At 72.0% G+C, this 16,933-nt stretch carries 15 protein-coding genes; 7 read left to right on the top strand and 8 right to left on the bottom strand.

What is annotated here, in order from left to right:
• Nucleotides 1-85 precede the first annotated feature (85 nt).
• Nucleotides 86-1,120, top strand: a complete 1,035-nt coding sequence (locus ACFWYW_RS32860; RefSeq protein ID WP_379622143.1) for a DNA polymerase IV — start codon at nucleotides 86-88, stop codon at nucleotides 1,118-1,120.
• Here ACFWYW_RS32860 and ACFWYW_RS32855 read toward each other — a convergent pair.
• From ACFWYW_RS32855 to ACFWYW_RS32845, 3 genes are read right to left on the bottom strand one after another with little or no spacing between them, the layout of a single operon-like run.
• Nucleotides 1,110-3,362: an ATP-binding cassette domain-containing protein gene (locus tag ACFWYW_RS32855; protein ID WP_379622145.1), complete on the bottom strand. Its 2,253-nt coding sequence runs from the start codon at nucleotides 3,360-3,362 to the stop codon at nucleotides 1,110-1,112. The two genes, ACFWYW_RS32860 and ACFWYW_RS32855, sit on opposite strands and share 11 nt — an antisense overlap.
• Nucleotides 3,359-4,168: an ABC transporter permease gene (locus tag ACFWYW_RS32850; protein ID WP_379622147.1), complete on the bottom strand. Its 810-nt coding sequence runs from the start codon at nucleotides 4,166-4,168 to the stop codon at nucleotides 3,359-3,361. Before ACFWYW_RS32850 ends, ACFWYW_RS32855 begins: the two co-directional genes overlap by 4 nt.
• Nucleotides 4,165-4,938: an ABC transporter ATP-binding protein gene (locus tag ACFWYW_RS32845; protein ID WP_379622149.1), complete on the bottom strand. Its 774-nt coding sequence runs from the start codon at nucleotides 4,936-4,938 to the stop codon at nucleotides 4,165-4,167. The genes ACFWYW_RS32850 and ACFWYW_RS32845 overlap by 4 nt, the downstream gene beginning before the upstream one ends.
• A gap of 58 nt (nucleotides 4,939-4,996) precedes the next feature.
• On the opposite strand from ACFWYW_RS32845, the gene ACFWYW_RS32840 reads away from it, so the two are divergent.
• Nucleotides 4,997-5,749, top strand: coding sequence for a TetR/AcrR family transcriptional regulator (locus ACFWYW_RS32840; RefSeq protein ID WP_379622151.1), 753 nt, complete (start codon nucleotides 4,997-4,999; stop codon nucleotides 5,747-5,749).
• Nucleotides 5,750-6,222: 473 nt separating this feature from the next.
• On the opposite strand, the gene ACFWYW_RS32835 is transcribed toward ACFWYW_RS32840, so the two are convergent.
• The 5 genes from ACFWYW_RS32835 to lysA all read right to left on the bottom strand — a co-directional run bounded on the left by ACFWYW_RS32835 (nucleotide 6,223) and on the right by lysA (nucleotide 11,966).
• Entirely contained in the window at nucleotides 6,223-6,432 is a 210-nt protein-coding gene (locus ACFWYW_RS32835) for a ubiquitin-like protein Pup (RefSeq protein WP_184968246.1), read from the bottom strand.
• 430 nt (nucleotides 6,433-6,862) lie between these two features.
• Nucleotides 6,863-8,377 (bottom strand): depupylase/deamidase Dop, encoded by a 1,515-nt coding sequence (gene dop / locus ACFWYW_RS32830; protein WP_379622153.1) that lies wholly within the window; start codon nucleotides 8,375-8,377, stop codon nucleotides 6,863-6,865.
• An 86-nt stretch (nucleotides 8,378-8,463) separates the two neighbouring features.
• Nucleotides 8,464-9,567, bottom strand: a complete 1,104-nt coding sequence (locus tag ACFWYW_RS32825; protein WP_379622155.1) for an acyltransferase family protein — start codon at nucleotides 9,565-9,567, stop codon at nucleotides 8,464-8,466.
• Between the two features lie 90 nt (nucleotides 9,568-9,657).
• Nucleotides 9,658-10,716: a diaminopropionate ammonia-lyase gene (locus tag ACFWYW_RS32820; protein WP_379622157.1), complete on the bottom strand. Its 1,059-nt coding sequence runs from the start codon at nucleotides 10,714-10,716 to the stop codon at nucleotides 9,658-9,660.
• An 11-nt stretch (nucleotides 10,717-10,727) separates the two neighbouring features.
• A complete protein-coding gene (gene lysA, locus ACFWYW_RS32815; protein ID WP_379622159.1) occupies nucleotides 10,728-11,966 on the bottom strand; it encodes a diaminopimelate decarboxylase in 1,239 nt (412 codons plus the stop codon).
• A 122-nt stretch (nucleotides 11,967-12,088) separates the two neighbouring features.
• Here lysA and ACFWYW_RS32810 point away from each other — a divergent pair, with 122 nt between their 5' ends.
• From ACFWYW_RS32810 to ACFWYW_RS32790, 5 genes are read left to right on the top strand one after another with little or no spacing between them, the layout of a single operon-like run.
• Nucleotides 12,089-12,958 (top strand): ABC transporter substrate-binding protein, encoded by an 870-nt coding sequence (locus ACFWYW_RS32810; RefSeq protein ID WP_379622161.1) that lies wholly within the window; start codon nucleotides 12,089-12,091, stop codon nucleotides 12,956-12,958.
• Nucleotides 12,955-13,794 carry an amino acid ABC transporter permease gene (locus ACFWYW_RS32805; RefSeq protein WP_379622163.1) on the top strand — a complete coding sequence of 280 codons (840 nt, stop codon included), beginning with the start codon at nucleotides 12,955-12,957 and terminating at the stop codon, nucleotides 13,792-13,794. The genes ACFWYW_RS32810 and ACFWYW_RS32805 overlap by 4 nt, the downstream gene beginning before the upstream one ends.
• Before the next feature lie 2 nt (nucleotides 13,795-13,796).
• Nucleotides 13,797-14,549, top strand: a complete 753-nt coding sequence (locus ACFWYW_RS32800) for an amino acid ABC transporter ATP-binding protein (RefSeq protein ID WP_379622251.1) — start codon at nucleotides 13,797-13,799, stop codon at nucleotides 14,547-14,549.
• Nucleotides 14,549-16,201, top strand: coding sequence for an amidohydrolase family protein (locus ACFWYW_RS32795; RefSeq protein ID WP_379622166.1), 1,653 nt, complete (start codon nucleotides 14,549-14,551; stop codon nucleotides 16,199-16,201). Before ACFWYW_RS32800 ends, ACFWYW_RS32795 begins: the two co-directional genes overlap by 1 nt.
• On the top strand, nucleotides 16,198-16,932 hold the full coding sequence (locus ACFWYW_RS32790; RefSeq protein ID WP_379622168.1) for a serine hydrolase: 735 nt from the start codon (nucleotides 16,198-16,200) through the stop codon (nucleotides 16,930-16,932). The genes ACFWYW_RS32795 and ACFWYW_RS32790 overlap by 4 nt, the downstream gene beginning before the upstream one ends.
• Nucleotide 16,933: the final 1 nt, after the last annotated feature.

Below are 16,933 nucleotides of genomic sequence, written 5' to 3'. Positions count from 1 at the left end.
CCCGGACGTGCGGCGGGCAGGCGTTCCCCGCGCGCCGGCACGGCCCGCGGCGACCCCGCACGTCGTGAGGCGGGATACTGGAGGGGTGTCCACCAGGGACTGGATCCTGCATCTCGACCTCGACTCGTTCATGGCGTCGGTCGAGATCCTGCGGCACCCCGAACTGCGGGACCGCCCGGTCATCGTGGGCGGCAACGGCGATCCGACCGTCCCCCGCACGGTCGTGGCGACCGCCTCCTATGCCGCCCGCGAGCACGGCGTGCATTCCGGGATGCCCATGCGCACGGCGTTGCGCAAGTGCCCGGACGGCGTGTTCCTGCCCAGCGACATGCCCGCCTACGAGGCCGCCTCCGCCCGCGTCATGGAGGTCCTGCGGGCCTTCCCGATCACGCTGGAGGTGTGGGGGCTCGACGAGGCGTTCATCGGCGCCCGCACCGGCGACCCGTTCGCGCTGGCCCGTTCGCTGCAGCGGGCGGTCACCGAGGAGACCGGGCTGACCTGCTCCATCGGCATCGGCGACAACAAGCACCAGGCGAAGCTGGCGGCCCAGTTCCGCAAGCCGCAGGGGGTCTCCCAGCTCACCACCGAGCAGTGGACGGAGGTGATGGGCGAGCGCCCCACCTCCGCGCTGTGGGGCATCGGCGCCAAGACCACCAAGAAGCTCGCCGACCTGGGCCTGCACACCGTCGCCGACCTGGCCGCCGCCGATCCCGCCGGCCTGGCCGGGCGCTTCGGCCCCACGAACGGGCCCTGGCTGCGCTACCTCGCGCTCGGCAAGGGCGAGACGACCGTGACCGACACCCCGTGGGTCCCTCGCGGCCACAGCCACGAGAGCACGTTCCCGACGAACCTCACCGATCCGGCCGCCGTCCGCGAGCACGTGACGGCCTTCGCCCGCCGCCTCGCGGCCGAGGCCGCCGGCGAGGGCCGGACCGTCATCCGGGTGACGGTGAAAGTGCGCTTCGCCCCGTTCATCACCCAGACCCGGCAGACCAAGCTCGCCGCGGCCACCGTCGACCCGGCTCCCATCGAGGCCGCCGCCCTGGCCGCCCTCGGCCGCTTCACCCTGGACCGGCCGGTGCGGCTGCTGGGCGTGGGCGTGGAGTACGTCAGCCGCTGAGGCGCAGGTGGTGGGCGGTGTGGGTGGCGGCCGACTCGATCATCGACCGCGGGGTGCCGGTGAAGACGACCTGGCCGCCGTCGTGCCCGGCCTCGGGGCCCAGGTCGATGATCCAGTCGGCGGCGCGGACCACGTCCAGGTTGTGCTCGATGACGACCACGGTCGAGCCGGCGTCCACCATGCGGTCCAGCAGCGCGACGAGGTGGTCGATGTCGGCGAGGTGCAGGCCGGTGGTCGGCTCGTCGAGGATGAGGGTACGGCCCGGCGCCGCCAGTTCGGCGGCCAGCTTGAGCCGCTGGCGTTCGCCTCCTGACAGGGAGGTGAGGGGCTGGCCCAGGGTGAGGTAGCCGAGGCCGACGTCGGCCAGGCGGGTGAGGGTGTCGCGTACCGGCTTCTGGGGGAAGTGCGCCTGCGCCTCGGCGACGCTCATCTCGAAGACCTCGGCGATCGAGCGTCCGCCGACCGTGTGAAGCTGGGCCTCCGGGGTGAAGCGGCGGCCGCGGCAGGTCTCGCAGCGCGTGGTGACTCCTTCCATGAACGCCAGGTCGGTGTAGATGAGGCCGGTGCCTTCGCAGCCGGGGCAGCCGCCGGTCGAGTTGGGGGTGAACAGGCCCGGCGGGCGGCCGGTCGAGCGGGCGTAGATCTGGCGGATGGAGTCGAGCAGGCCGGTGAACGTCGCGGGGCTGGAGCGCCGCGAGCCGCGGATCGGCCGCTGGTCGATCACGACGGCGTCCGGGGCGGCGGCGGGCAGGTGGCCGAGGATGAGGCTGCTCTTGCCGGAACCGGCCACGCCGGTGACGACCGTCAGCACGTCGCGGGGGACGCCGACGGTGACGTCGCGCAGGTTGTTCGTGGACGCGTGCTCGATGACCATCCAGTCGTTCACCGGTCGGGGTTCGCCGCGCCTGACCCGGTCGGCGCGCAGACCGGCGCCGGTCGGGGTGTCCGCCCGGCGCAGCCGCTCGTAGGTGCCCTCGAAGACGACCTGCCCGCCCGCGCCGCCGGCGCCGGGGCCCATGTCGACGCAGTGGTCGGCGATCGCCATGATCTCGGGGGCGTGCTCGACCACGATCACCGTGTTGCCCCGGTCGCGCAGGGCCAGCAGCATCGCGCCGAGCGTGTCCACGTCGCGCGGGTGCAGCCCGACGGTCGGCTCGTCGAAGACGTACAGCATGTCGCTGAGCGCGCTGCCCAGGTGGCGCACCATCTTGACGCGCTGCGACTCCCCTCCCGACAGCGTCGAGGTGGCCCGGCCGAGGCTCAGGTACCCCAGCCCGAGCGTGACCATCCGGCTCAGGTGCTCGCGCAGCACGGCCACCAGCGGCGCCACCTCGGGACGGTCGAACTCCCCGAGTACGGCCAGCAGATCGTCGGCCTGCATCGCGTTGCAGTCGGCGATCGAACGCCCGGCGATGCGGCTGGCCCGCGCCGGTGCGGCCAGCCGGGAGCCCGCGCACTCCGGGCAGCGCCGCCTGGCCACGATCCGCTCGAACGCCTCCCGCTGCGCCCCCTTGAGCGACTCCGGCTCCTTCTGCAGGTAGATGCGGGTGAACCGGGGCACCACGCCCTCGTAGGCGGTGCCGACCGCGTCCATGCCCGCGGGGGGTTTGAGCGTTCCCGGGGGCGCGTGCAGGAGGATCTCGCGTTCCTCCGGGGTGTAGTCGCGTACCTTCTTGTCGACGTCGAAGAAGCCCGAGCGGGCGTACGCCTTCCACATCCACTGGCCGGGCGCGAACGCCGGGAACCTGATCGCCCCCTCCGCCAGCGACCGGTCCTCGTCGACGAGTTCCGGCACCACCACGGTGGCCGCCACCCCGAGCCCCTGGCAGAGCGGGCACATCCCGGCGGGGTCGTTGAAGCTGTAGGCGTTGGAGTAGCCGGCGGACGGCTCGCCGAGCCTGGAGAACAGCAGCCGCAGCCGCGCCCCGATGTCGGTCGCGGTGCCCACGGTCGAGCGCGGGCCGCCGCTGAGCCGCTTCTGGTCCACGATGATCACCGCGGACAGGTTCTCCAGGTGGTCGACGTCCGGCTGGCCGTAGCTGGGCAGGCGGCCCTGCGCGAAGGCGGAGAACGTCTCGTTGAGCTGGCGCCCCGACTCCGCCGCGAGCGTGTCGAACACCAGCGACGACTTGCCCGACCCCGACACGCCGGTGACGACGGTCAGCTTGCGCTTGGGGATGTCGACGTCGACGTTCTTGAGCGTGTTCTCCCGCGCGCCGCGTACCCGGATCATCTCGCTCATCGGCTCAGTCCCTGGAACGCGCGGATCGCCAGCGGGCAGAACACCGCGGCCAGCACCAGCGGCGCCACCAGCGCGAACAGCAGCGCGTGGTCGGCCGCCCAGGTCAGACCCCGCAATGGGACGCCGGTGAACAGCTCGCGCACCGCGCTGGCCGTGGCCGACAGCGGGTTGTGCTCGGCGATCGCGCCCAGCCACGGCGGCATCGTGGACGGCCGCACGAACACCGTCGACAGGAACCCGACCGGCCACGACAGCAGTTGCACCGCCCCGACCGCCTCCGGGGAGCCCACCCGCAGCCCCGCCCACACCCCGACCCAGAGCAGCCCGAACCGCAACCACAGCAGCAGCCCGTACGCCGCCAGCGCCGGCAGGATGCCGCTCTCCCACCGCCAGCCGAGCGCCAGCCCCGCCAGCGTGATCACCACGAGCTCCACGGCCGAGGTCAGCATGTCCGCCAGCACCCGGCCGAGCAGCACGGCCCCCGGCGAGATCGGCAGCGAGCGGAAGCGGTCGGTCACGGTCCTGGTCGCGTCGGTGGTGACCGCGATCATCGTCGTCTCGATGCCGGACAACATCGTGAAGGCCAGCACGCCCGGGATCACGAACAGGATGTACTGCGCCGCGCTGCCCGCGATCGCGCCGCCGAGCAGCCCGCCCATGAGCAGGATGACGAGCACCGGGAAGAACACCTGGACCGCGAAGCCGACCGGCCGCGCCCGCCAGTGCCGCAGCGTACGGCCGGCCAGGATCAGCGCCTCCCGCCAGACGTGGGTCCGCGCCGGAGCCGCCGGGATCGTCGTCGTCATGAGGCCGCCACTTCCTCGTGCAGGTGCAGGTAGACGTCTTCGAGCGTCGGCTCGCGCAACTCCATACGCGGTTCGCCGACGAGCTTCTTCAGGTCGCCGGGCGTGCCCTCGGCGATCACCCGGCCCTCGCGCAGGATCACCACGTCGTCGGCCAGCGCGTCGGCCTCGTCCAGGTACTGGGTGGTCAGCAGCACCGTCGTGCCAGCGGCGGTGAGCGCCCTGACCGATGACCACAGCTCGCGGCGCGCCCGCGGGTCCAGGCCGGTGGTCGGCTCGTCGATGAACAGCACCGCCGGGATGGTGATCAGCGACGTCGCCAGGTCGAGCCGTCTGCGCATGCCGCCGGAGAACGAGCCCACCGGGCGCCTGCCCACCTCGTGCAGGCCCGCCGTACCGAGGAGCTCACCCGCCCGCTCGCGGGCGCGGCGGCGGTCGAGCCCGGCCAGCCGGCCGAACAGCTCGAGGTTCTCACGGGCGCTGAGCACCTCGTCCAGGGCCGCGTACTGGCCGACGAGCCCGATCGAGGCCCGCACCCGCGTGCCCTCGGCCCGCACGTCGCCTCCTGCGACCCGGACGATGCCCGCGTCCGCCCTGGTCAGCGTGGTCAGAATGCGGATCATCGTGGTCTTGCCCGCCCCGTTGCCGCCGAGCAGCGCGCAGACCCTGCCCGCCCGGACGGTGAGGTCGACGCCGTCGAGCGCGGGACGTTCGTTGCCCGGGAAGTGCTTGCGCACCCCTCTGGCGAAGATCGGTGCGGATTCGCCGGTCATGTGGCCTCCCTTCGATTTAGACAATGTATAATACATCGTAAACAGATGGGAGCGGAGAATGGCGAAGAGAGCCGAACGGCCCGGCGACCCGATCAAGCTGATCGGCCTGCTGTGGAAACCCACCGAAGCGGTGAGCAGGTCCGGCCTCACGCCCAGACGCGTCACCGGCGCGGCCATCGCGGTCGCCGACGCCGAAGGCCTCGACGCGCTCACCATCCGCAGGGTCGCCGGCGACCTGGGCGTGAGCCCCATGGCCCTCTACCCGCACGTCGCCGGGCGCGCGGAACTCATCGAACTGATGCTCGACGCCGTCGCCGCCGAGGTGTACGCCACCGGCCCGCCCCCGGCCGCGGCGGCGACCTGGCGGGCCAGGATCGAACGCGTCGCCCAGGCCAACTGGGACCACCACATGGCCCACCCCTGGACCGTCGACGTCGCCCCCGGCCGCCCCGTGCCGGGACCCGGCGTGTCAGGCAAGTACGAGGCCGAACTCGCCGCGCTGGACGGGCTCGGGCTCGGCGACATCGAGATGGACCAGACGCTCACCGCGGTCCTGGGCCTCGTCTCCAGCAGCGCCCGCGGGGTCATCTCGATGCGGCGCGTCTGGCAGGAGAGCTCCCTCACCGACGTGCAGTGGTGGGAGAGCGTCGCCCCGGCCCTGGCCACAGCCATGGGCGGCGTGTCCTACCCCATCGCCCAGCGCGTCTCGACCACGGTCGGCGAGACCACCGGCATGTCCACCGACCCGGAGGGCGCGTTCCGCCTCGGGCTCACCATGCTGATGGACGGCCTGGCCCACCGCATCACGTAACACCATCACCGGAGGCCCGGGGCGGCCCATCGCAGTGAGGACGCGAGGGCAGCACCTCGCGGTGGGGATGTTGAGGCAGCACCTCGTCGTCAGCGTGTGCCGCGAACTGGGCGGTAGCACCCGCCACGCCGCCGCGCCCGGTCGCGGCCGGCGGTGGAGAGGGTCGGCGAAGGTCCAGGGAACGGTCTGACGGTCGGCGCGGAGCCCGCCCCGGCAGGCGAGCGCGCGCTCGAAGTCGTCGTTGGGTCATGCCATGGTCAGCCCATTCCCGGTGGACCCGTTTCGCCCGTACTCCTCCTCGATCTCCCCGCGGACCTCACGCGCGCCGGTCCACGACCGCACCGGCCGCGGCGGCCTCGCGCACGCCCCTCCCTCGCGCGATGACCCGAATGAACCGCACCCGGAGAGCGACCACAGCCCGGGCACCACTCACCTCGCGAGGGCGTTTCCACCCCTTTGCTAGATGTTTGCCCCTACTGGCCGCCCTTTTGGACGTAGGAGCGAACAAATTCCTCTGCGTTCTCTTCGAGCACTTCGTCGATTTCGTCCAGGATCGCATCGACATCGTCCGTGAGCTTCTCCTGCCGCTCCTGGACGTCGGCGGACGCCGAGGCTTCGGTCTCCTCGACCTCGCTCTCACGCCGCCCGGCCTGCTTCTGGCCGCCGGTGTCCTTTGTCGCCATGTCCTACCTACCTCCGCTTGGGGGACTGTCTCTAAGCCATATCTTCCCCGAACCGAGCGACATTTCGCGTCCATCACCGCGCGATCTTCGCTCGACCCGGAACCACTGCTCCACCCTACGTAAACCCGAGCCGGACGCGACGGCTCAGCCATGGCAGGCAGCGCCGGTCGTTCTGGGCCCACGAAGCGGGTCAAAGCCGCCATGGTGACCTGGAGGCCCCGTCCGCGTGGTTACGGGCGGCGTTACGGCGGGCCGGGCGGCGCGCCCTGCCTGCCGTATCCCTGGACGGAGGGAGGGTGGTCGGCGGGTGGCGGTGGGGGCGGCTTGCCGTAGCGGACAGGAGGGGTTGTGCCCGCAACGCACGAAAAGCGCCCGCGACAAGGCGCGGGCGAAGAGAGCGCGCAAACCAGCTGAAAAGGCAGAAGACGCGCTAGTCGCCGCCGGTGAGGGCGGCGACGAGGTCGGCGGCGGTGCGGCAGCGGTCGAAGAGCTCGCCGACGTGGGCTTTCGTGCCGCGCAGCGGTTCCAGGGTGGGCACGCGCTGCAGGGACTCGCGGCCCGGGATGTCGAAGATGACCGAGTCCCAGGAGGCAGCCGCCACCGACTCGCTGTACTGGCGCAGGCAGCGGCCGCGGAAGTACGCGCGGGTGTCGTTGGGCGGGTTCTCGACGGCGCGCTGGACGTCGTCCTCCGTGACCAGGCGCTGCATGCGGCCGCGGGCGACCAGGCGGTTGTACAGGCCGCGGTCGGGGCGGATGTCGGAGTACTGCAGGTCGACGAGCTGCAGGCGCGGGTGGGACCAGGCGAGGCCGTCGCGGGTGCGGTAGCCCTCGAGGAGTTCGAGCTTGGCGACCCAGTCGAGTTCGCGCGAGAGCTGCATCGGGTCGTCGGCCAGGCGGGTGAGGACGGACTCCCAGCGGTCGAGGATGTCCTTGTTCATCTCGTCCTGGGCGGTGCCGCGCTCTTCGACGTACTTTCTGGCCTGCTCCAGGTACTCCATCTGCAGCTGGATGGCCGTCAGTTTGCGGCCGTCGCGCATGGCGATCTCGTAGCGGCAGGTGGGGTCGTGGGAGACCGCGCGCAGGGCCTGGACGGGGTTGTCGACGGCGAGGTCGCGGGTCAGGAAGCCGTCTTCGATCATGGCGAGGACGAGCGCCGTGGAGCCCAGCTTCAGGTATGTCGAAATTTCCGACATGTTGGCATCGCCGATGATCACGTGCAGGCGGCGGTACTTCTCCGGATCGGCGTGCGGCTCGTCGCGCGTGTTGATGATGGGGCGCTTGAGCGTCGTCTCCAGGCCCACCTCGACCTCGAAGAAGTCGGCCCGCTGGGAGATCTGGAAGCCCTCGCCGCGCGAGTCCTGGCCGATGCCGACCTTGCCCGCCCCGGTCACGACCTGCCGCGAGACGAAGAACGGCGTCAGATGACGCACGATGTCGGCGAACGGCGTGGCCCGGCGCATGAGGTAGTTCTCGTGGCAGCCGTAGGAGGCGCCCTTGGCGTCGGTGTTGTTCTTGTAGAGCTGGATGGGGGCGTTCGTGGGGATCGCCGAGGCGCGGGTGGCGGCGTCGTACATGACGCGTTCTCCGGCCTTGTCCCAGATGACGGCGGCGCGGGGGTTGGTGCACTCGGGAGTGGAGTACTCCGGGTGGGCGTGGTCGACGTAGAGCCGGGCGCCGTTGGTGAGGATGACGTTGGCCAGGCCGAGGTCCTCGTCGGTGAGCTGGCTGGGATCGGCCACCTCCCTGGCCAGGTCGAAGCCGCGCGCGTCGCGCAGCGGGTTCTCCTCCTCGAAGTCCCATCTGGCGCGTCGCGCCCGGGCCGCCGAGGCGGCCAGGTAGGCGTTCACGACCTGCGATGAGGTCACCATCGCGTTGGCGCCTGGCTGACCTGGTACGGAAATGCCGTACTCGGTCTCGATGCCCATCACCCGACGCACCGTCATGCGCACCTCTCGTCGTCCAGCCAAATCGCTATCCGCCGTTTATATGCCCGAGCCTATGCCCTTCACAGTGCCCCAAGGCCACAGAGTTATGGCACCGACGCCTTTTCGACCTGTGTGGAGGGCGCTGCTGGGGTTCGGGATGACTTGCGTGGTCTGAGAAGTCGCTGGACCGGACGTTCGACGCACGCGTAGACGAGATAGGACACCAAGATCGCGGCGAGCAGGGTCACGAGGGCGATCAGCCAGGGCGGCAGGCCGCCCGCGAGCAGCGGGATGAGGACGACGGCCGCGGCCGAGTGGAACAGGTACAGCGGGTAGGTGGTGCCGCCCAGCGCGGTCAGCAGGCCGTTGGAACGCATCCGCAGGAGCCCGAGCGCGACCAGGGCCATGACCACGAAGATCGCGGTGACGGTGAGGATGACGCCGAGGTCGGTGACCGGCATGGCGGCCGATCCGGCGGCCTTGACCCGGCGTTCGACGCGTTCGAGCGCGGCGTTGAGCGCCAGGGCCCATCCGGCCACGACGTAGAGCCAGGGCAGCCAGGAGGAGCCGCGCCGGTGGATCAGGTAGAGGGACATGCCGGCGACGAAGTACGGGGCGTAGGCGGGCATGACGATCTCGTTGACGACCTGGTTGTCCAGGAACAGGGCGCCGGTGGCGGCGGCCAGCCAGACGCCGCCGAGTATCAGGATCCGGTTGGCGGTGATGCCGATGAGGATCATGACGGCCATGATCAGGTAGAAGCGCAGCTCGGCCCAGAGCGACCAGTAGACGCCGACCGCGTCGATGCCCTTGAACAGGCGCTGGAACATGGTGGCGTTCAGGGCGTACTCGGCGCCGGTCAGCTTGGGGTCGGGCCCCTTGAGCGCGAGCACGCCGTACAGGCCGAAGGCGGCGGCGAGGCTCAGCCAGTAGGCCGGATACAGGCGGACGAACCGCGAGCGCGCGAAGGCCCCCAGCCCGCGGCCCCAGGCGCTCATGAGGATCACGAACCCGCTGATCATGAAGAACAGCTCGACGCCCAGGATTCCCAGCCCGGCCAGGGGGGCGACGGCGGGGAACAGCTCGGCGGGCTGCTCACCCCACACCGACCTGAAGGCCACCAGGTAGTGGAAGGCCACTACGGCCAGCGCCGCGACGAACCGCAGCAGATCCAGTTCAGCAAGCCGCTCCGGCGCCCGACGATGCACGCCCGCTTTGACGCGTCTCGTGCGTCACTTGGTTCCCATCTGTCCCATGCGTTTATTTTCGCGGTGATTTGCAACCCCGCGCTGCCGCCTCTAAACCGGCCCCTCCGTGCCGATGACCAGGACGGTGGAGTCAGGGCCGAGCCGCAGCGCGCTCCGCGTGTCGTCGTCCAGGGCCATCAGCCCCGCCGTACCCGTGGCTCCGCACGGCGAGACGCGCACGCCCTCCTCGCCCATCGCGGCGGCGGCCAGGGCGGCCTGGGCGTCGGTCACGGTGACGAACGCGTCGGCCAGGTGCCCGAGGAGCCGGAAGGCCAGGAGGGAGGGCTCCAGGCAGTCCAGGCGGCCCAGGGAGGTCGGGGAGCCCTTCACCCGCAGCGGCTCACCCGCCCGCACGCTCTCCAGCAGGCAGGGGGCGCCCTCGGGCTCCACCACGACCACCACCGGGTCCTCGCCCCACCGGTCGCGCACGTAGGCGGCGGCCGCCGCGGCCAGGCCGCCCACCCCAGCCTGCGCGAACACGTGCGTGGGCGCGGCGCCCGCCTCGTAGACCTCGTCGAGCAGGGCGGTGTAGCCGCGCATGACGTCCAGGGGCACCCGGGTGTAGCCGGGCCAGGAGCTGTCGGAGATGAGCCGCCAGCCGTTGCCGGTGGCCGCCCGGAGGGCGTCGGCCATGCTCTCGTCGTAGTCGGCGCCGCTGCGCCGTACCCGGGCGCCGAGGGCCCGGAGCCGATCGGCGAACTCCTCGGGCACCTCATGGCTCAGATAGACCACGCAGGTCCCGCCGAGCGCCCTGGCCCCGGCGGCCACGGAGATCCCGTGGTTTCCCGCGCTGGCGCACACGAACGGCGCACGGGCCGCCACCTCCCGCAGCCGCCCCTCCCCCGCGTCCGGCCCCGCCTCCTCGCCGACCAGCCTGGCCACCGCGTAACCGCCGCCGAGCGCCTTGAAGCTCCCCAGTCCCATGCGGTCGCTCTCGTCCTTGACCAGGATCTTCCCGACGCGCTGCCCGGCGGCCAGCCGCGCAAGCGCCGTCAGGGGCGTCGGCGCGGCGGCGAAGTGATCGCGGACCTGACGGGCGTGCGCGACGCCGATCAGGTCCCGGTCGGTGCTGGTGTACGGCGAGCGGCCGGGATTGAGCATGGCGGCCATGCTAACCAGGGTTACGGATAGAGCCGGAGAAGGTCGGATTCGGTTTCCCCGCGGACCACCACGCGGGCCGCGCCGTCCCGGACGGCGACGACCGGCGGCCGGGGCACGTGGTTGTAGTTGCTGGCCATCGAGCGCTGGTAGGCCCCGCTGGCGGGCACCGCGAGCACGTCGCCGGGCTCCAGGTCGCCGGGAAGGCGGGCGTCGCGGACGAGGACGTCGCCGCTCTCGCAGTGCTTGCCGACCACCGTGAACCCACGGGCGGGAGCGGAGGAGGCGCGGGAGGCCAGGACGGCCGTGTACGGGGAGCCGTACATCGCGGGGCGGGGGTTGTCGCTCATGCCGCCGTCCACGCTGACGTAGCCGCCCTTGATGGTGCCGACCGTGTACAGGGCGACGGTGGAGGGCCCGGCGATGGAGCGGCCGGGTTCGACGGACAGGTGCAGGCCGCCGGTCTCCTTCTGCAGGATGGTCACGAGGTCCGACGGTGCGGGCGGCCGGGGGTCGCCGGGACGGTAGGCGATGCCCAGGCCGCCGCCGAGGTCGAGGCGGTCGACGTCCATGGCGCGGGCGAAGGCGGTCATGCGCCGGGCGGCCTCGGCGAAGCCGTCCAGTTGCAGGATCTGCGAGCCGATGTGGGAGTGCAGGCCCGACAGGCGCAGGGACGGCCGGGCGCGGACCAGGCGGACGGCGCGTTCGGCGTCGCCCGCCGACAGCGAGAAGCCGAACTTGGAGTCCTCTCCGCCGGTCGCGATGGACTTGTGGGTGCGGGCGTCGACGCCCGGGGTGACGCGGATCATGACGGGCTGGACGCTCCCGTGCCCGGCGGCGATGGCGGCCAGCCGTTCCAGCTCGGCGAAGGAGTCCAGCACGACGCAGCCGACGCCCCACGCGACGGCGCGGCGCAGTTCGTCCTCGGACTTGTTGTTGCCGTGGAAGACCACGCGCTCGGGCGGCATGCCGCCGGCCTGGGCGACGGCCAGTTCGCCGCCGGTGCACACGTCGAGGTTGAGCCCGAGCCGGTCCAGCCAGCGCACGACCTCCGGGCACAGGAACGCCTTGCCGCCGTAGTGCACGTCGCCGCCGGGCAGCGCGTCGCGCCAGGCCTGGGCGCGGGCGCGGAAGTCGGCCTCGTCGAGGATGTAGGCGGGGGTGCCGTGTTCGCGGGCCAGGTCGGTGACGGCCAGGCCGCCGAGGTGCAGCACGCCTTCGGCCCAGGTCGCGCTCGCCGGCCACACGCTGTCGATGCTCATGTCGCGTCAGCGTAGGAAGCGTCGCGGGTGCCGGTGCCTCAGCATCGAGGGTTTCGATGCTGAGGGGCAGAAGCGTGCACATCCCTTGGGATCGGGCGAAGTGCTCGCCAACGATGGCCGCCATGCGAAAACACCTGGTCATCGCGCTGGTCGCGGTGTGCGCGCTGGGCGCGGGCTGCGGCAGGTCGTCCTCCGGTACGGCGGCGCCCTCAGCCCCGGAGTCGGGCGGCAAGAGCGCCAAGGAACTGGTGCCGCAGAGCGTCCGCGAGGCGGGCGTGCTGCGTGTGGCGACGTCGGAGGGCTATCCGCCGATGGAGATGTACAAGCCGGGCACGCAGGAGCTCACCGGCGTGGACCCGGACCTGGCCACGGCGATCGGCACGCGGCTCGGGCTGAAGACGACGGTGACGAACGCGGCGTTCGACGGGCTCATCCCTGGCCTGCAGGGCGGCCGGTGGGACATCGCGATGTCGTCGCTGAGCGACACGGCCCAGCGCCGCCAGGCGGTCGACTTCGTCGACTACTTCAACGCGGGCGGCTCGGTGATGGTCAAGAAGGGCAACCCGGAGGGCATCACGTCGCTGGCGGACCTGTGCGGCAAGAAGGTCGTGCTGGCAAAGGGCTCCTCGAACCTGGAGATCGGCAAGCGCCAGAACGACAAGTGCGAAAAGAAGATGGAGATCCTGCAGAGCGAGGACGCGCCGACCGGCCTGCTGACGATCGACTCGGGCCGGACGGTGGCGACGATCGTGGACTCGCCGGTGGCGTACATGTTCGCGAAGGACACCGGCAAGTACGAGGTGCTGGCCGAGCAGTACGACGCCGGCCCCTGGGGCATCGCGGTCGGCAAGCAGAACACGGGCCTGCGCGACGCGATCGCCAAGGCGCTGCAGGAGATGGTCGACGACGGCTCCTACAAGGCGGTGCTCGACAAGTACGGCACCGGCCCCAACGCGGTCTCCAAGGTGACCGTCAACACGGGTGCGCCGTGACGGCCGAGCTTCCGATCGAGGCGGTGAAGCCGCGGCGGCCGGGACCGATGGTCGCCGCGGCCGCCGCCGCGCTGGGGCTGGTGTGGCTGGCGTACACGGTCGTCGTCAACGAGAACCTGCACTGGGACGTGATCGTGGCGTTCCTGTTCGACGGCAGGATTCTGGGCGGGCTGCTGGTCACGATCGCGCTGACGGTGCTGTCGATGGGGCTGGGCGTGGTGCTGGGGGTGACGGCGGCGGTGATGCAGCTGTCGGACAGCCCGGTGCTGCGCGGCGCCTCGGCGTTGTACACGTGGTTCTTCCGCGGCACGCCGCTGCTGGTTCAGCTGATCTTCTGGTTCAACATCGGGCTGGTGTTCCCGGTGATCGGGATCGGCGTGCCGTTCGGCGGGCCGATGCTCGTGGAGTGGCAGGCGCACCAGCTGATCACGCCGTTCATCGCGGCGCTGCTGGGGCTGACGATCAACGAGGGCGCGTACATGGCGGAGATCGTCCGGGCGGGCATCCGCTCGGTGGATCCCGGCCAGCGCGAGGCGGCCGAGTCGCTCGGCATGTCGCACAGGAAGATCCTGCGCCGGGTGGTGCTGCCGCAGGCGATGCGGGTGATCATCCCGCCGACCGGCAACCAGTTCATCTCGATGCTGAAGACGACCTCGATGGTGTCGGTGATCGCCGGGGCGGAGCTGCTGACCGTCTCGCAGCGCATCTACCTGGAGAACTTCGAGGTGATCGCGCTGCTGGTGGTGGCGTCGCTGTGGTACCTGCTGCTGACGAGCGTCGCCAGCGTCGGCCAGCACTTCCTGGAAAGACGCTTCAGCAGGGGGTACGCGTCGTGAGCATGGTCAGGCTGCAGTCGGTCAGGAAGAAATACGGCGCGCTGGAGGTGCTCAAGGGCGTCAGCCTGGAGGTGCCGGAGGGCGGTGTGGTGTGCGTCGTGGGCCCGTCGGGTTCCGGCAAGTCGACGCTCCTGCGCTGCGTCAACCGGCTGGAGACGATCGACTCGGGCCGGGTCTGGGTGGACGGCGAGCTCGTCGGCTACCGGGAGCGGGCCGGGCTGCTGCACCTGCTGCGGCCCGATGAGCTGTGCGGGCAGCGGCAGAAGGTCGGCATGGTGTTCCAGCGCTTCCACCTGTTCCCGCACATGACGGCGCTGGAGAACGTGATGGAGGGACCGTGCGCGGTCCAGCGCGTGCCACGCGCGCGGGCGGCGCGGCGGGCCGGGGAACTGCTGGCGCGGGTGGGGCTGGCCGACCGTGCCGGGCACTACCCGTCGCAGCTGTCGGGCGGCCAGCAGCAGCGGGTGGCGATCGCCCGTAGCCTGGCGATGAACCCGAAGGTGATGCTGTTCGACGAGCCGACCAGCGCTCTGGACCCGGAGCTGGTGCAGGAGGTACTGGCGGTCATGCGCGATCTGGCGGCGAGCGGGATGACCATGATCGTGGTGACGCACGAGATGGGCTTCGCGCGGGAGGCGGGCGACCACCTGGTGTTCGTGGACGACGGGCTGATCGTGGAGGAGGGGCCGCCGCGCGAGGTGCTGGCCAATCCCCGCCACGAGCGGACCCGGGCGTTCCTCGGGCAGGTGCTGTGATGCTGGACCTGCTCATCACGGGCGCGCGCCTGGCCGACGGCACGGGCGCGCCCCTGCGCCCGGCCGACGTCGGCGCTCTGGACGGCCGCGTGGTCCTCCTGCCGCCCTCAAGCCCCTCCCCTCAGGGGTACGGCCCCGCCCCCGGATCCCCTTCCCCTCAGGGGTACGCCCCGGGCGCCGGATCTCAGCCGGATCCCCGGGCGCGCGTGGTGCTGGACGGGGCCGGGATGGTGGTGGCGCCCGGGTTCATCGACGTGCACACCCACTCCGACGCCGCCTCGCTGTTCGGCCCCGAGTTCGCGGAGCTGGCCGCGGCGCCGGTGCGGATGGGGGTGACGACGGAGATCTGCGGCAACTGCGGGTCGAGCCTGTTCCCCGCGCTGCCGGAGCGGCTGGAGGAGCTGTCACGGTCAAGCCGGACCTCTTTCGGCGGCCGAGTACCGATATTTCGTGACTTCGCGGGGTTTGCGGAGGCGCATGCCGGGGCGCCCCGGGCCAATCATCTCGCCTCGCTGGTCGGGCACGGCACGCTGCGGGCGGGGGTGGTCGGGTATGAGGACCGGGCGGCTTCGCCGTACGAGCTGGACGTCATGTGCGGACTGCTCGGCGACGCGCTCGCGGCGGGCGCGGCCGGGCTCTCGACCGGACTGATCTACACGCCGGGCACCTACGGCGGCACCGACGAGGTGGTCGCGCTGGCGAGCGTGGCCGCGCGGTACGGCCGGCCGTACGTGACCCATCTGCGCGACGAGATGGCGCGCGTGGAGGAGGCGCTGGAGGAGGCGGCCGAGATCGCCCGCAGGAGCGGCGCGGCGCTGCACGTCTCCCACCACAAGACCGCGGGCAGGCACGCCTGGGGCAGGACCGAGCGGACCCTCGCCCGCCTGGCCGAGCTGCGCGCCGGGGGCATGGACGTCACCTGCGACGTCTACCCCTACACGGCGGGGAGCACGTCGCTGTCGGCGATGCTGCCGCCGTGGGCCAACGACGGCGGCACCCCCGCCCTGCTGGAACGGCTGCGCGACCCCGCCCAGCGCGACAGGATGCGCCACGCGATCGCCGAGGGCGTGCCCGGCTGGGAGAACACGGTCGGCAACGGCGGCTGGGACCTCATCTCGGTGGCCTCGGCCGTGGGGCACCGAGAGCTGGAGGGCCGCACGATCGCCTCGCTCGGCGGCGACCCGGTGGACGCGGCGGCCGAGCTGCTGCTGGCCGAGGGCGGCCAGGTGACGATCATCAGCCATTCGATGCGCGAGGACGACGTGCGCCGGGTGCTGGCGGCGGAGTTCACGATGATCGGCTCGGACGGCGTGCCGAAGCCGGGGCGGCCGCATCCGCGGATCGCCGGGACGTTCCCGCGGGTGCTGGGGCACTACGCGCGAGAGGAGGGCCTGTTGTCGCTGGAGGCGGCGGTGCACAAGATGACCGGGATGGCCGCCGGGCGCTTCGGCCTGGCCGGTCGCGGGGTGGTGCGCGACGGGGCCCATGCCGATCTGGTGGTGTTCGACCCGGCGGCGATCGCGGACGCGGCCACCTACGCCGACCCGCTGCTGCCCCCTCGGGGGATGGCGGCGGTCGTGGTGGCGGGCGAGCCGACGGTGGCCGGCGGCGAGCCGACCGGCGCCACGCCCGGCGGGATCGTCACCCCATGACGCTCGCCGAGCTCGCGGCGGCCTGCCCGGGAACGCTGGCGGTGGCGGTACGCCGCCCCGGCGGCGGATTCGGGATCAACGAGGACGCCGAGCTGCCGCTGGCCAGCGTCGGCAAGCTCCTCCTGCTGGCCGAGGTCGCGATGAGCATCGACGGCGGCATCCTCGACCCCGCCACGCCCGTGCGCCTGGAGGAGGAGGACTACTGCGGCGGCTCCGGCGTGCTGCTCGGGCTGAGCGCGCGCACGTGGAGCGTCGCCGACCTGGCCCTCATGACCGCGGCCGTCAGCGACAACACCGCCACCAACGCGCTGCTGCGCACCGTCGGCCTCGACCGGGTCAACGCGGCGGGGGCGGCGCTCGGCCTGACCCGTACGCGGCTGCTCGACCGCATCCGCGAGCCGCGCGGCCCTGAGCACCCGCCGACGTTCGCCGTGGGGACCGCGGCGGAGCTGGCGGGCCTGGCCGCGCTGGTGGCCGGGAGCAACGGCTGGCAGGTGCAGCTGCGCGAGTGGATGCTGGCCAACACCGACCACACGCTCGTGCCCGCGCTGGTCCGGCACGACCCGGAGGGCGCGTGGCTGGCCAACAAGACCGGCACCGACGAGGGCGTGCGGGCCGACGTCGGGCTGATGGGCGAGCGCGCCTACGCCGTGCTCGCCTGCGGCCCGGCCGGCAGCGAGGACGACCTGGCCGCCGCCGTACGCCAGGCGGGCCTGCTCATCGCCGCCTGAC

Origin of the sequence: Nonomuraea sp. NPDC059023, from assembly GCF_042740095.1 — a bacterium.
Lineage (GTDB): Bacteria > Actinomycetota > Actinomycetes > Streptosporangiales > Streptosporangiaceae > Nonomuraea.
Note: the sequence above shows the minus strand (reverse complement) of the source record. Positions and strands in the feature narration are given on the sequence as shown.

Bases quoted from the DNA above. Each gene is read 5' to 3' on its own strand.
- ACFWYW_RS32855 (WP_379622145.1), bottom strand. From the start codon at position 3,362: ATGAGCGAGATGATCCGGGTACGCGGCGCGCGGGAGAACACGCTCAAG.
- ACFWYW_RS32850 (WP_379622147.1), bottom strand. From the start codon at position 4,168: ATGACGACGACGATCCCGGCGGCTCCGGCGCGGACCCACGTCTGGCGG.
- ACFWYW_RS32845 (WP_379622149.1), bottom strand. From the start codon at position 4,938: ATGACCGGCGAATCCGCACCGATCTTCGCCAGAGGGGTGCGCAAGCAC.
- ACFWYW_RS32840 (WP_379622151.1), top strand. From the start codon at position 4,997: ATGGCGAAGAGAGCCGAACGGCCCGGCGACCCGATCAAGCTGATCGGC.
- ACFWYW_RS32835 (WP_184968246.1), bottom strand. From the start codon at position 6,432: ATGGCGACAAAGGACACCGGCGGCCAGAAGCAGGCCGGGCGGCGTGAG.
- dop (WP_379622153.1), bottom strand. From the start codon at position 8,377: ATGACGGTGCGTCGGGTGATGGGCATCGAGACCGAGTACGGCATTTCC.
- ACFWYW_RS32820 (WP_379622157.1), bottom strand. From the start codon at position 10,716: ATGGCCGCCATGCTCAATCCCGGCCGCTCGCCGTACACCAGCACCGAC.
- lysA (WP_379622159.1), bottom strand. From the start codon at position 11,966: ATGAGCATCGACAGCGTGTGGCCGGCGAGCGCGACCTGGGCCGAAGGC.
- ACFWYW_RS32810 (WP_379622161.1), top strand. From the start codon at position 12,089: ATGCGAAAACACCTGGTCATCGCGCTGGTCGCGGTGTGCGCGCTGGGC.
- ACFWYW_RS32800 (WP_379622251.1), top strand. From the start codon at position 13,797: ATGGTCAGGCTGCAGTCGGTCAGGAAGAAATACGGCGCGCTGGAGGTG.
- ACFWYW_RS32795 (WP_379622166.1), top strand. From the start codon at position 14,549: ATGCTGGACCTGCTCATCACGGGCGCGCGCCTGGCCGACGGCACGGGC.
- ACFWYW_RS32790 (WP_379622168.1), top strand. From the start codon at position 16,198: ATGACGCTCGCCGAGCTCGCGGCGGCCTGCCCGGGAACGCTGGCGGTG.